This window comes from Mucilaginibacter sp. Mucisp73 (assembly GCF_059491465.1).
Genome location: NZ_CP168507.1, coordinates 5,224,112 through 5,237,141, shown reverse-complemented (window position 1 = coordinate 5,237,141; position 13,030 = coordinate 5,224,112). Strand labels below are relative to the sequence as shown.

Here is a 13,030-nt window from a genome sequence, read left to right as displayed (position 1 = left end):
GCAAAAAAGCAAATCCCCAAATCAGTTTAATCCAAAAAATCCTGGTTCAGACAAAATCAGCGAAATCACCATAATCATAACAAAAATCAACGGTCAGGGTTACCTCTTGCCACTCTTCGGTATCAATGTATACCAAAGAAAATTAAACAGTTATGAAAACAAAGTTATTCCTGGCGTTACTGGCGGGCGTGTTGCTGCTGGGCGCTTGTAAGGGCTCAAATTATGAAGCCATCCGCGATGACAAAGCTTCTTCATCGAGCGCGGATACGGTGGCTAAGATGACCGACACGTCAAAGGTTGACATCCCGGCAACCAAACTGGTAAAAACGGCCGATATGCGTTTTAAAGTAAAAAATGTTCAGCAAACGGGCGATGCCATTGCCACCCTTACAGCCCGCGAGGGTGGTATGGTGATGCATCACCAAATGCAGGCTTATGTAGAGCGATCAGAAGATATCCGTGTGAGTAATGATTCGGTTAAACGAGTATCGGCGCTAAGAACTGATGCCGACATGACGGTTAAACTTCCTTCAGAGAAGCTTGAAAGCTTTATGACGGAGGTGGCACACATGGGTATGTATGTTACGCTGCGCAAAATGGATATTGAAGACCGTACGCTTGACTATCTTTCCGAAAAACTGAAATTGAAAAACCGGCAGGACCTGGTAGAGCAGCAAAAGAAAGGAAAAGTAGTTATCAAAAATCCGGTAAATGTGATGTTATTGAAGGACGATATGGTTGATCAGCAAATTGGCAATATGCGCACAGATGAAGCGGTAAAATACAGCATTGTTACCCTTAGCTTTTACCAAAGCAATTTTATCAACCAGGAAATGATAGCCAACGACGATCCTTCTGCCTATCAGTTGCCCTTCTTTAACCGGTTGATGATAGCTTTAAGCAATGGCTGGCACCTGTTTGTTGAGTTACTGTTGGGCCTTGCAAACATTTGGGTATTTATAGTACTGTCGGCAGCTTTATGGATGTTGTACCGATATTACAAGCGTAAACACCCTGCATGGTTTGCCGGCGGCATAAAATCATAAAAACTTTGTCGCTTTTTCGGTAAACATTTCTATTTTTGCGCAAACATTAAAAATCGGTACCATGGAATCAATGGAAAATGCTAACGCAGAAGGTCATTACAAATTATTAACTGTAGCTATTGTTATCGGTATAGTAGGCGTGTTCCTGCGTTTTGCCGGCGATGCCAACACAGGCTTCATGTTTACTTCTATATCAAATGTTATTTTGATCATTGGTATCCTGATCGCTTTGAAATGCGTTTTCGCAATTATGAAGTAATAAACCTGTAACAGGAAAATGATATAAAAAAGCGCCTTCATTTTGAAGACGCTTTTTTTGTGCCTTTTATTTGGGGTGATATCCCGATTCGTTCAGAAGCTTTTGGGCATCTTTATCGGCCATCAGCTGTGGTAGCGTTACATCAGGGTGCTTATCCATATATTTCCTTACTATCTGCCAGCCCGTCCACACAGCAAGTTTCGGTGCCGATTCATTCTTTTCGCCAAGGCCGGGAGTGAAGGGGGCTTCTGTAAGATATTTTTGGATTTTTTGATAATCAGTTTCGTACAGCAGGTTTTGTTCTAAAAAGTATCCCCAGATTTTACTTTCAAATTCATGGCACCATTTTAGTTGTTCGGTAGTGTACCGGATCTTGGTGCTATCAGCCACATCGGGCAGTATCTTGTCCATAAAGTACATGATCTTGCCGTTATAGATCATTTTATTCAGGAGGGCTTTGTCATTGTCATCTTCCGGAAACATGTCCTCACGTGCTATACCTTCAACAACGCGGGGCGTAATGTTATCAGGTGTAAACCACCTGGAAAGATAATGCGGAAAAGCATTGGTAAGCGAAGGATAAAAACGTGAATCCGCACCCAGAAACAAATCTATTCCGACGCCGAAGTAGCCATCGCCAATGGTAGTTTGTGCCTGAAAGCCAGAAATGTAGGCATATACCCGCGGGATCGGTTTTTGAGGGTAATAATATTTAATGTATTTAAATGCCTCGGTAAGGCTGGCGTTCTGCCGGTCCATATTAGGGAAGGCGGCATCGGCGTCGTGCTTGAGGTCGTTATAGGCTTTGCCCGCGAATACCTGCCGAAGTGGTTTAAAATAGGTGGTATCCTTAGTACTGCCAACCTGTAAAATGCGTTCGATAAAATCAGGGTAAAAACTGCCGTATTGTTTTTGCAGGTAGGAAGCCTGCAAGACCATCGGTTTGCTGTGCATGGCATCAAAATCATGGTCGAACCGTTCAATTTTGACATTAACGTTGATATTGCTTACATCAATTTTTTTGTTGCGGGTACAACTGCTTAATATCAGGCCGATGGAAAAAATTAAGTAAATTTGCTTTGCTATATACCGGGTAGGGTTCATCTTTATCCTTTAAGGCAAAAGTAAATTTATTTGCATTAATGTTGTTACTATTGTTAAGTCAATAGTCGGTAGTCTTAAATTGAAAGTCTTATTTTTTGACTTTGTACTAAAGACTTGCGACTTAAGACTAAAATATACATATACTATGAAAATCGCGTTAGCCCAGCTCAACTATCACGTAGGTAATTTTGAATCGAATACCAATAAAATCATTGATCATATTATCAAGGCGAAAAATAACGGGGCCGACCTGGTTGTATTTGCCGAGCTATGTGTTTGCGGTTATCCTTCGCGCGATTTTTTAGAGTTTGATGAATTTATAGGCCTGTGCGATGAAGCTGCTAAAAAGATAGCTGAAGTATGTGTTGATATAGCCTGCATCATAGGCTTACCAACACCCAACCATAAAACAGAGGGTAAAGATCTGAGCAATTCTGCTTATTTTATTGAGAATGGCGAGGTGAAAGCAGTGGTAAACAAGGCCTTGCTGCCTAATTACGATGTATTTGACGAATACCGTTACTTTGAGCCCTCAACCGAGTTTAATTGTATTGAGTTTAAAGGCAAGCGAATAGCGCTTACTATTTGCGAGGATCTGTGGAATACCATCGAAAACCCGCTATACGTTACCCGACCGATGGATACCCTCATTCATCAAAACCCGCACCTAATGATCAATATAGCTGCGTCACCGTTCGCTTATAATCACGATGAGGAGCGTATTGAGATATTGAGTGATAACGCCAGCCGGTATAAGTTGCCATTGTTGTATGTTAATCACGTTGGCGCCCAAACGGAACTGATATTTGACGGAGGTTCGTTGGTGTTTGATAATACAGGTAAGCTAATTGATGAGATGCCTTATTTTGAGGAAAGCATGGCTTATTATACCTTAACTGAAGATAACACGCTAAGCTTTGATCATCCAACAACGATAAAAACCGAACGTCCGGGAGATATTGAGCAGATCCATCAGGCGGTGATTCTTGGCATCCGCGATTACTTTTATAAATCGGGATTTAAGCAGGCAATTTTAGGCTTATCAGGTGGTATCGATTCGGCTGTGGTTTGCGCGCTGGCTGCCGAGGCGCTTGGCCCGCAAAATGTGATGGCTGTATTATTGCCTTCACGATTTTCAACAGATCATTCATTAAAAGATGCGCAGGATTTGGTTGATAACCTTGGCTGTAAGCATGAGATTGTGGCTATCAAAACCATCACAGAAGCCTTTGAAACAGCGTTGCACCCACAGTTTGACGGCCTGCCGTTCAACATTGCCGAAGAAAATATCCAATCGCGCAGTAGGGCTGTTTTATTAATGGCGATGTGCAATAAATTCGGGTATATTTTGCTGAACACCAGTAACAAGAGCGAGGCTGCTGTAGGCTATGGCACTTTATATGGCGATATGTGCGGCGGTATCTCTGTTATTGGCGATGTTTACAAAACCCAGGTTTTTGAGCTTGCGCGATACATTAATCGCGATAAGGAGATCATCCCGATCAATTCAATCGTTAAACCACCATCAGCCGAGTTAAGGCCAGACCAAAAAGATACCGATTCGCTGCCCGAATACGATGTGCTTGACAAGATTCTGGCCGAGTATATCGAAAATCGCTGCTCATCGGCCGAGATCATCAGGATGGGATATGACGAGGCAACCGTTCGCCGGGTTATCAAACTTACTAATTCGGCCGAGCATAAGCGTTATCAAACACCGCCTATTTTAAGGGTATCACCAAAAGCATTTGGTATGGGCCGCAGGATGCCTATTGTGGGTAAATACCTGTCGTAACAGCTAAAATTTCACTCTTTAATTGTCAAGTTTACGAATATTGTAAAGCGTTGGTTGTTTTGTTTTAGTTGAGGTTGATTTTTCTTAAAATTGCCTATCTTTCAAACCAATGATCAAACTTTACACAATTATTTCTTTTTGCTTTTTGCTGTTGTTTGCAGTAAGCGACGCTATGGCCCAACAGCCTTTGATCAGCGAAAAGAACAGGCTTCAGCTTAACGATATTTCACAGCAATCGCTCACAAACTATAAAGCATCTCACGACAAGGCAGTGTCATTAGCGTCCACGCATGGATGGACATTATCCCGCCGTACAAAAAACGGCAACCTGGTTGCCTTACAGGGAGTTAATAAATTAGGGTTCCCTATATATCTTATTACGCATAATAATACCACCGCGGCAGCCACCACAGGTACTAATACCCTGCAGCCCGGAGGTTCATTAGGTTTGAACTTGTCAGGATCGTCAGATTTTTTGACCAACAAGCTGGCCATATGGGATGGCGGCGCAGTTTACAAAGCGCACCAGGAATTTGCAGGTAAAACCATCACACTAAAAACAACCGAACCGGTAAATGACCATTCATCACACGTGGCAGGTACCATGATTGCCAAAGGCATTTATGCACCGGCCAAAGGCATGGCATTTGGGGCAACAACGCTTCAGTCGTATGATTTTAATAATGATGAAACCACCATGAGTGCCGCTGCTGCCAATCTTCTACTTTCCAATCACTCATACGGGGTGGTAACGGGTTGGGATTATAATGATTCGGCCGGCCGCTGGGAATGGAATGGTTTACCAGGCGACACGGTAGATTATAACTTTGGCTTTTACGACTCAAAAACAGCCAACTGGGATAAGATAGCTTATACTGCCCCATATTATCTCATTGTTGAATCGGCAGGTAACGAGCGCTCAAGTAATGGCCCGGCGGTGGGCGAAACGTATTACGGCTACAAAAGCAAAACCGATCAAACTTTTGTGAACAAAGGAGCCCGCCCTGCAGGGATCAGCAATAATGATAGTTATGATATTATCAGCACCAGCGGCAATGCCAAAAACATACTTACTGTAGGTGCAGTTTACCCGCTGTTGTATGGGCCAAAAAACCGGAGCGATGTAGCCATCGCACCTTTTAGCAGCTGGGGGCCAACGGATGATGGCCGTATCAAACCCGATATTGTGGGCGATGGTGTTAACGTACTTTCGGTAGGGGTTGATAACACTACCTCATACGCTACTTTATCAGGTACCTCAATGGCTGCCCCTAATGTTACGGGCTCGCTTTATTTGTTGCAGGAATACTATGCTAAACAAAATGGAGGAACATTTATGCGGTCGGCCACATTGAAAGGGTTGGTTTGCCATACTGCCTTTGATGCCGGTAATGTGGGGCCTGATTATATTTATGGCTGGGGATTGCTTAACATGACCGAGGCTGCACAAGCCATAACCAATAATGGTGGTAAAAGCATAGTAAGCGAAAAAACGCTTAAACAGGGACAAACACAAACCTATAACGTAATAGCATCCGGTAACCGCTTACTGGCCGCAACCATATCATGGACCGATCTGCAAGGTACGCCAACTGCCGAAGGCGTAATCAACAGCCGAACTCCTAAATTGGTGAATGACCTCGATATTAGGGTGAGCGACGGTACAACAATTTTTACCCCCTGGGTGCTTGACCCTAATAAGCCCGGATTTGCTGCAACTAAAGGGGACAATATCAGGGATAATATTGAACAGGTATATATCCCTAACTCGGTTCCTGGCAGGACTTATACTATTACGGTATCGCATAAAGGAAGCTTGTCATCCGGGTCGCAGGCATACTCGCTTATTGTTACCGGGGTTGGGGGAACTGCTTACTGTGCTTCGGCTCCGCTTTCAAATGCCGACTCAAAGGTTGATAATTTAAAACTTGCTAATATTGATAATACCGCGGCTGCAGGCTGCACAGGCTATTCGGACTATACCAATCTTACCGTACAGCTTGAGCAGGCTAAAACGTATCCTTTGAGCATCACCCTTGGTACTTGCGGCAACAATTTTAATAAAGCTGCAAAAGTGTTTATAGACTGGAATGCTAACGGTGTGTTTGAAGATAATGAACTGGCAGCAACAACCGGGATCATTAATGGAACCGGTACCTATAATACCAACATTACCGTGCCGGGAACAGTAACTGCCGGGGCTTATAGCCTGATGCGGGTTGTGCTTACTGAAACCGGCGATGCATCAAGCATTAAAGCTTGCGGCAGCTATACCAAAGGCGAAACCCAGGATTACCGGGTGCAATTTCTGCAAACCAGTATTGACGCAGGCGTTATTTCCATTGTTAGCCCGGGCAGCAGCGGTTCGTGCTCGGCGAGTACACCTGTTACGGTGAGGCTTAAAAATTTTGGCAACGCAGCTATAAACAATATCCCGATAACAGTTACCATTACCAATGCCAATAACGTTACAACTACTTACAACGAGATATATAAGGCATCATTGCCCGCGTTGGCCGAGGATAACTTTACCTTTAGCCAGGAATTTAATGCGGTTGCAGGAGCATCCTATACTATTACCGCTACCAGTAAACTCACCGGCGATCCGGTTAGCAGCAATAATTCGGTTACAGCCAATATCACCATCAATTCGCCGGCAACTATTGGCGATCTGAGTGCTTATTATTGTACCACTACCAATCAATACGAGTTATTTGGCACCGGTGACGGTACTGTACTATGGTATCAGAATGCAACTGATGAATTGCCCATAGCCGCCGGAAGCGAAGCGTTAACAACTCAGGCACCGGTTAATAATACTTACTATGCAGGCGTTAATGATTTTAGCGGAACAATTGGTCCTGCTACTAAAAGTATATTTACGGCCGGGGGGTATAACCAGTTTACGCCTTATGTAACTGTAAGCACTAAGGTGCCGGTATTAATTAAAAGCGCGCGTCTTTACATCGGTAATTCGGGGAAAATAACATTTAATGTGTCCAACGCTAACGGGCAAATTGTATCGTCGGTTACTATAAATGCTGTTGCAACCCGTACCACCCCCCTGGCAGGCGCACAGCCCGATGATCCTAACGATCAGGGACAGGTGTATGATTTAAACCTGTCGTTACCAGGCGCCGGCAATTACCAGATCTCGGTTGATTTTGCTGATCAGGCTACCATATATCGTAACAACGGAGGCGTAACAGGTTATCCGCTTAAGATTGGTAATATATTTAGCATTACCGGTAACAGCGCCACTGCAACCAATGGCGATACAACCGCCTACAAAGGGTACTACTATTATTTTTACGATATGAAGGTGCAAAGCCTCGGCTGTGCATCGGCCACGCGTAAAGCGGTAACGTTGAGCAAGCCGCTTATTACCCAAACCAATAACACCCTTAACTCAAACTTTACCGATGGTAACCAGTGGCTGTTAAATGGCAATGTAATAAGCGGGGCCACCGCTGCAACTTATAACCCTGTACAAAGTGGAAAATACCAGGTGCAGGTTACACTGGCCAATGGCTGCCTGGCGCAATCAGATAATTATGTTTACGCACGCGAAGGCAGGGCCGGAAATAAAAATGAAATTGGGTTGAGCGTGTTCCCGGTACCGGTAAGCACTGATTTAAACGTGGTATTTGCGGCTAAAGAAGCCACCACCATGAAATTATCTCTCATTAATGCTTTAGGTGAAGCGGTTTACCAGGGTGGGCAGCAAAATATTGATCAGGGTAATTACAGCACTATTTTGAATGTGAGCAGGCAAACGCCTGGGGTATATGTGCTTAGGGTATTGCTTGGACAGAAGGTCTATTCGCAAAAAGTTATCATCACCCGTTAGGCAGGTGATGATAATCTCTTTTATTTTTTAGAAGGTATACTTCAATCCCAGTCCGGGTGCGATATCAAAAAATGGTCCTCTTGCCAGTTCAAGTCGCGGATTAAGGTCAATGCTGATCGCAATTGGCGCATTAGGGATAACATATTCCAAACCGATAACAGCATCGGCACCTATCAGAATGTGTTTGCCGTTGTAGTATTCGTCGTCGCCGCCAAAACGTTTGTAGTAGCCATTGCCTACCGAACCAAGGTGACCGCCAAAGCCATAATAAAAGCTCAGTTTATCAACATTAAAAGCTTGCTGGTTTAATTCATACAAGCCGGTTAATACCACGCCGTGATCGCGGATACCCAGGATGCCTTCAAGCGCGGTGCCTTTATCCATAAAGTATTTAACAGAGGGGCCAACCTCGTATGCGCCAAATTTTAAACCTACTGCTGTTTTATAGTCTTGGGCCTGTGAGTTTTTGTTGATCAATAAAAAGGATACGGAAAATAATAAAAGGTACGTTAGTTTTTTCATGCAGATGAATTTAATAATTGACAATAATGTAGCTGTAACAAAAAAGTGACCAGCTTGTTTAGCTTAATTTTGAGCTTTTTTATTTCATGCAAATAAACGCCGGAATTGCTTTTTTATGCTATCTGTGTTTAAAAAACATTGTGCTTTGATTGGTATTGAATTGGTTTTCAATAGAAAAGAATGGTTTCGGAGTGTTAAATTAAGTATCTAAATGAGTTATTTTAGTGAAAATTAAATTGCTGTAATGACTATAAATCGCCTTAAAATAAATAATCCGAAATTCCAGATACTGTTTTTATCCGTAATATTTTTTGTTTTGTCGGGATGTGCACCGGGGCAGCTCGGGCGCAATAACAGCGGTCAGTACCGTAACGGAATGGTAGTTTGCGCATATCCCGATGCCGCACAGGTGGGGCTTGATATATTGAAGCGAGGAGGTAATGCAGTTGATGCCGCGGTAGCGGTGCAATTTGCTTTGGCAGTCACTTTGCCCGAAGCCGGGAACATAGGTGGCGGCGGTTTCATGGTTTACCGTGCCGGTAACGGTAAAACAAGCACCCTCGATTTTAGGGAAAAAGGCCCGGGTGCAGCTAATGTTAATATGTATCTTGATTCGGCCGGTAATGTAATCCCCAATATGAGCTTATACACCCACAAAGCGTCGGGCGTGCCGGGATCAGTTGATGGAATGATTGAGGCCCATCATAAATACGGCAAACTGAAATGGGCCGATTTGATTGAACCCGCCATTAAACTTGCCCGCAACGGTTTTAAAATAACCAAACATTTGGCCAGCGACCTTAACCGTACCGCCGAACAATTTAAAAAACTAAATCCAGGTAAAAATTATTTGGTAAAGGAAGGGGAATGGAAGGAAGGTGATTTATTGATACAGGAAGATCTGGCCAAAACATTTGAACAGATCCGGGATAAAGGCCGTGACGGTTTTTATGACGGGCCTGTTGCGGATTTGATTGTTGATGAAATGAAACTTGGTAATGGCCTAATCACAAAAGCCGATCTCAAAAACTATCATGCTGTTTGGCGTGATGCAATCGTTGGTAAATACAAGAATTACAAGATCATTACCATGCCGCCGCCTTCAAGCGGGGGGATTGCTTTATTGCAATTGCTGAAATCGGTTGAGCCTTATCCGCTGAAAAGATGGGGCTACAATCAGGATTCTACCATCAGGCTTATTGTGGAAGCCGAGCGCCGGGTATACGCAGACCGCTCCAAATATCTTGGCGACCCGGACTTTTATAAAGTGCCGGTTGATAGCCTGCTCCAGCCGGCTTATATTACATCGCGCATGAAAAGCTTTAACTGGGACGCTGCTACGCCAAGTGCCAGTATTCAACCAGGCTCATTTGTTGGTTATGAAAGCGACCAAACCACGCATTATTCCATTGTGGACAGAGAGGGCAACGCGGTATCTGTTACCACCACATTGAATGATAGTTTTGGCTCAAAGATCTTTGTTGGAGGGGCAGGCTTTTTGCTGAATAATGAAATGGATGATTTTAGTTCCAAGCCCGGTGTGCCAAACATGTACGGGTTGGTTGGCGGCAAGGCTAACAGCATTCAGCCCGGGAAGCGGATGTTATCATCCATGACACCCACTATTGTTGAAAAGGACGGCAGACTGTTTATGGTGGTAGGAACTCCCGGCGGTTCAACTATTATTACCTCTGTTTTCCAAACCATACTCAATGTAATTGAATTTAATCAGAGCATGCAGCAGGCTGTTGCTTCAAAGCGTTTCCACAGCCAGTGGCTTCCCGACGAAGTAACTATTGAGAAGGACGGTGTTGACAGTACTACAGTTGGCAAGCTACAAAGCAAAGGATATAAGATTGTAACCACCAAATCCATTGGCCGTGTTGACGCTATCCTCAAAACTAAATGGGGCTATTACGAAGGCGGGGCCGACTCGAGAGGGGATGATACTAAGATGGGTTTTTAGTAGCAATAGCAGTTTTTAGTGGCAGTTATAATAGGCAGTAGCAGCATTTTTTAGTTGAAGAATAAATATCCAAAAGCATAATCGAAGCCTATAGTAAGAAGTTTCAACTATTACTGTCACTGCAACTGCTACTATTAGTGCCGCTCCAACTATCGTTACTACTACCAGTGCTACTGCAACTAAATTTGCGTAATCAATAAGCATTTCTTACGTTTGGTATGCATGCATAATAATGTAAAACACCAGGAAACTATCGACTATTTTATAAAGATAGTGTGGCAAACCATGGCTAACCGTTACAACCAGTTGGTGACGGAGTTTGGCTTTACACAATCAATAGGTTACCTGCTCATTAATATCGACGAAAAGGAGGGTACTACCGTATCGCAGGCTGCTGCCTTGCTGGGGCTTAAATCAACCAGCTTGTCGCGCATGCTTAGTCAGCTGGAAACTACCGGGCTGATATATCGCGAAAGCAATGAGGGCGATAAGCGTTCGGTTAAAATTTACCTTACCGCATTAGGTAAAGAAAAACGACATCAGGCCCGTGTAATAGTACGCCAGTTCAATAATTACCTTGATGCTAACATCAGCGAAGCCGATAAACAACACCTCATCGAAACGCTTAAAAAGCTGAACAAGCTTACCGTTAACTATAAACCCTGATTGGTCATTTTGCTTCGCGTCATTGCGCTGCGCTGTCATTTACTCCGTGTCATTGCAATGTGTAGTCATTAAGTAATTTGCTTCGCGTTATTGGGGGATTTGCCTGATGTTATGGGGCGAGCAACAATGACTTAATGACGTGAAATAAATGACTGCGCAGCAAAATGACATTCATACACTTTTACTTAAAATTGAACGTTTTACCTTCGAAATGTCCTTTATGGGGTGTTTTAAACGGCGCCTGCTTTTTATTAATTGTTAAAAAGTGTTAAGCTGCCGTTTTTCTATTTTAAAAGAATAAATTTGCCTTTTGAATTGATGAACAGGATACTGATAGTTTTATTGCTTTTAGGCGTTATTGCAGGCGGTTGCGTAAAATCATCTGTCAGCCCCTTAGTTCAATACAACAAGCAAAAGGAAATTGATAGTGCTATCATTGCCGGTTACCTTGCTGCTAATGGTAGTTTGAAGGCTAAACGAATAGATACAACAGGCGTTTATTACATAGTTAATCCTGGCGAAGAAGGAATAGGTAATGTGCTTTATACCAGTTCGACACAGGTTACAGTTGGTTATACCGGCAAAATACTAACATCGGGGGTAGTATTTGCCCAAACGGACCAGTTTCATCCCACCTATGTATTGGGGAGTGTAATAAAAGGCTGGCAGTTAGGTATCCCGCAGATCAAACCGGGAGGTAAGGTTCGATTGCTGATTCCCTCGCGTTATGCCTATGGGCCATATGCGCAGGATTCGATACATTTGCCGGCAAACTCAGTACTTGATTTTCAAATTCAGCTGTATAACGTAACCAATTAATAAAGCCAGATAAAAGGACAATATAGGCCGGCGAGCAAAAGCTTTAGGCGGTTAAAAAGACAAATTATAATAAATGAAACAAACTATTTTTACGCTCTTAGTACTTATCTCTATAGGCCTTATATCATGCCGGAAAGACAGGAACGATCCAGACATTAAGCAATATGATGACACCCAGATCAAGAATTACATAGCAGCAAACAGCATTACAGGTATGTTGCGTGATACAACCGACGGCGATACAACCGGTATTTACTACAAGATCCTTTCACAAGGCCGCGGTACACCGATGGATTACTCAGATCAGATCTCATTTGTATTTACCGTCCGCACGCTCGATGGTAAGTTTGTATCTGTTGACTCGATTAATACAAACCATTTTTACGGTTACCTGGGACATGTTAGCAACTCACTGCCCAAAGGTTTACAGACAGCTATCCACAACCTGATAAAATATAAAGGTACGGCGGCAAGGGTGATCATCCCATCGCATTTGGCTTATGGCGTTAATGGTTACGGATCGGGCAGCTCAAGTAATGCAAATACTCATATCGGTGGTAACCAAAGTTTGGATTATTATATTAATGTGGTTTCAAACCAGGAGCTGTATGATGATGCTATCATTAAAAATTATATCAAAACTAAAGGGCTTACCGGGTTTACCAAAACGGCCGATGGGGTATATATAAAAGTAGCTACACCTGGTACCGGTTCTGATTTAATAGACCTCGATTCATACATAACTTGTACCTATTCGGGCAAATATTTAAATGATACAGTGTTTGACAGTACCTCCCTGCAAGGGACAACCTCTTCATCTTTTACAGTTAGCGGTTTAGTTAAAGGTGCCCAGGAAGGTTTAACCGGGCAAACAGCCGGGTCTGCAGTATCTATCATAATACCTTCGAGATTTGGTTATGGCAACACTGGCAGTGGTTCATCAATAGCTGCAAATGTGGTGTTGTATTTTGACTTTACTGTAGCTACGGTTACCAATTAAAAT

The 13,030-nt window shown here is 43.3% G+C and carries 10 protein-coding genes; 8 read left to right on the top strand and 2 right to left on the bottom strand.

Annotation, left to right across the window (positions count from 1 at the left end; genetic code table 11):
• Positions 1 to 152: 152 nt before the first annotated feature.
• Together ACEN82_RS21630 and ACEN82_RS21625 are read left to right on the top strand one after the other, a co-directional pair.
• Positions 153 to 1,046 (top strand): DUF4349 domain-containing protein, encoded by an 894-nt coding sequence (locus ACEN82_RS21630; protein WP_413318845.1) that lies wholly within the window; start codon positions 153 to 155, stop codon positions 1,044 to 1,046.
• Positions 1,047 to 1,107: 61 nt separating this feature from the next.
• Positions 1,108 to 1,305 (top strand): hypothetical protein, encoded by a 198-nt coding sequence (locus ACEN82_RS21625; protein ID WP_354486821.1) that lies wholly within the window; start codon positions 1,108 to 1,110, stop codon positions 1,303 to 1,305.
• A gap of 66 nt (positions 1,306 to 1,371) precedes the next feature.
• Here the strand turns inward: ACEN82_RS21625 and gldB are convergent, their stop codons facing one another.
• Positions 1,372 to 2,409: a gliding motility lipoprotein GldB gene (gene gldB, locus ACEN82_RS21620; RefSeq protein WP_413318843.1), complete on the bottom strand. Its 1,038-nt coding sequence runs from the start codon at positions 2,407 to 2,409 to the stop codon at positions 1,372 to 1,374.
• Between the two features lie 145 nt (positions 2,410 to 2,554).
• On the opposite strand from gldB, the gene ACEN82_RS21615 reads away from it, so the two are divergent.
• On the top strand, positions 2,555 to 4,204 hold the full coding sequence (locus tag ACEN82_RS21615; protein ID WP_413318841.1) for an NAD+ synthase: 1,650 nt from the start codon (positions 2,555 to 2,557) through the stop codon (positions 4,202 to 4,204).
• A 109-nt stretch (positions 4,205 to 4,313) separates the two neighbouring features.
• The gene (locus tag ACEN82_RS21610) at positions 4,314 to 8,054 is read left to right on the top strand and encodes a S8 family serine peptidase (RefSeq protein WP_413318839.1); all 3,741 of its coding nucleotides are present in this window, start codon (positions 4,314 to 4,316) and stop codon (positions 8,052 to 8,054) included.
• 27 nt (positions 8,055 to 8,081) lie between these two features.
• On the opposite strand, the gene ACEN82_RS21605 is transcribed toward ACEN82_RS21610, so the two are convergent.
• Positions 8,082 to 8,576 (bottom strand): hypothetical protein, encoded by a 495-nt coding sequence (locus tag ACEN82_RS21605; RefSeq protein WP_413318837.1) that lies wholly within the window; start codon positions 8,574 to 8,576, stop codon positions 8,082 to 8,084.
• A 244-nt stretch (positions 8,577 to 8,820) separates the two neighbouring features.
• Between ACEN82_RS21605 and ggt the strand changes: the two genes are divergently transcribed.
• The 4 genes from ggt to ACEN82_RS21585 all read left to right on the top strand — a co-directional run bounded on the left by ggt (position 8,821) and on the right by ACEN82_RS21585 (position 13,027).
• On the top strand, positions 8,821 to 10,542 hold the full coding sequence (gene ggt, locus ACEN82_RS21600; protein WP_413318835.1) for a gamma-glutamyltransferase: 1,722 nt from the start codon (positions 8,821 to 8,823) through the stop codon (positions 10,540 to 10,542).
• Between the two features lie 222 nt (positions 10,543 to 10,764).
• Complete coding sequence (locus ACEN82_RS21595) at positions 10,765 to 11,208, top strand: MarR family winged helix-turn-helix transcriptional regulator (RefSeq protein ID WP_090530294.1); 444 nt, start codon at positions 10,765 to 10,767, stop codon at positions 11,206 to 11,208.
• Between the two features lie 318 nt (positions 11,209 to 11,526).
• Positions 11,527 to 12,027: an FKBP-type peptidyl-prolyl cis-trans isomerase gene (locus ACEN82_RS21590; RefSeq protein WP_413318833.1), complete on the top strand. Its 501-nt coding sequence runs from the start codon at positions 11,527 to 11,529 to the stop codon at positions 12,025 to 12,027.
• 73 nt (positions 12,028 to 12,100) lie between these two features.
• Positions 12,101 to 13,027 carry an FKBP-type peptidyl-prolyl cis-trans isomerase gene (locus ACEN82_RS21585; RefSeq protein ID WP_413318831.1) on the top strand — a complete coding sequence of 309 codons (927 nt, stop codon included), beginning with the start codon at positions 12,101 to 12,103 and terminating at the stop codon, positions 13,025 to 13,027.
• Positions 13,028 to 13,030: the final 3 nt, after the last annotated feature.

What these genes read in the sequence shown, in the direction of transcription:
- ACEN82_RS21590 (WP_413318833.1), top strand. Translation starts at nt 11,527, where the DNA reads ATGAACAGGATACTGATAGTTTTATTGCTTTTAGGCGTTATTGCAGGC.
- ggt (WP_413318835.1), top strand. Translation starts at nt 8,821, where the DNA reads ATGACTATAAATCGCCTTAAAATAAATAATCCGAAATTCCAGATACTG.
- ACEN82_RS21605 (WP_413318837.1), bottom strand. Translation starts at nt 8,576, where the DNA reads ATGAAAAAACTAACGTACCTTTTATTATTTTCCGTATCCTTTTTATTG.
- ACEN82_RS21595 (WP_090530294.1), top strand. Translation starts at nt 10,765, where the DNA reads ATGCATAATAATGTAAAACACCAGGAAACTATCGACTATTTTATAAAG.
- gldB (WP_413318843.1), bottom strand. Translation starts at nt 2,409, where the DNA reads ATGAACCCTACCCGGTATATAGCAAAGCAAATTTACTTAATTTTTTCC.
- ACEN82_RS21610 (WP_413318839.1), top strand. Translation starts at nt 4,314, where the DNA reads ATGATCAAACTTTACACAATTATTTCTTTTTGCTTTTTGCTGTTGTTT.
- ACEN82_RS21630 (WP_413318845.1), top strand. Translation starts at nt 153, where the DNA reads ATGAAAACAAAGTTATTCCTGGCGTTACTGGCGGGCGTGTTGCTGCTG.
- ACEN82_RS21585 (WP_413318831.1), top strand. Translation starts at nt 12,101, where the DNA reads ATGAAACAAACTATTTTTACGCTCTTAGTACTTATCTCTATAGGCCTT.
- ACEN82_RS21615 (WP_413318841.1), top strand. Translation starts at nt 2,555, where the DNA reads ATGAAAATCGCGTTAGCCCAGCTCAACTATCACGTAGGTAATTTTGAA.
- ACEN82_RS21625 (WP_354486821.1), top strand. Translation starts at nt 1,108, where the DNA reads ATGGAATCAATGGAAAATGCTAACGCAGAAGGTCATTACAAATTATTA.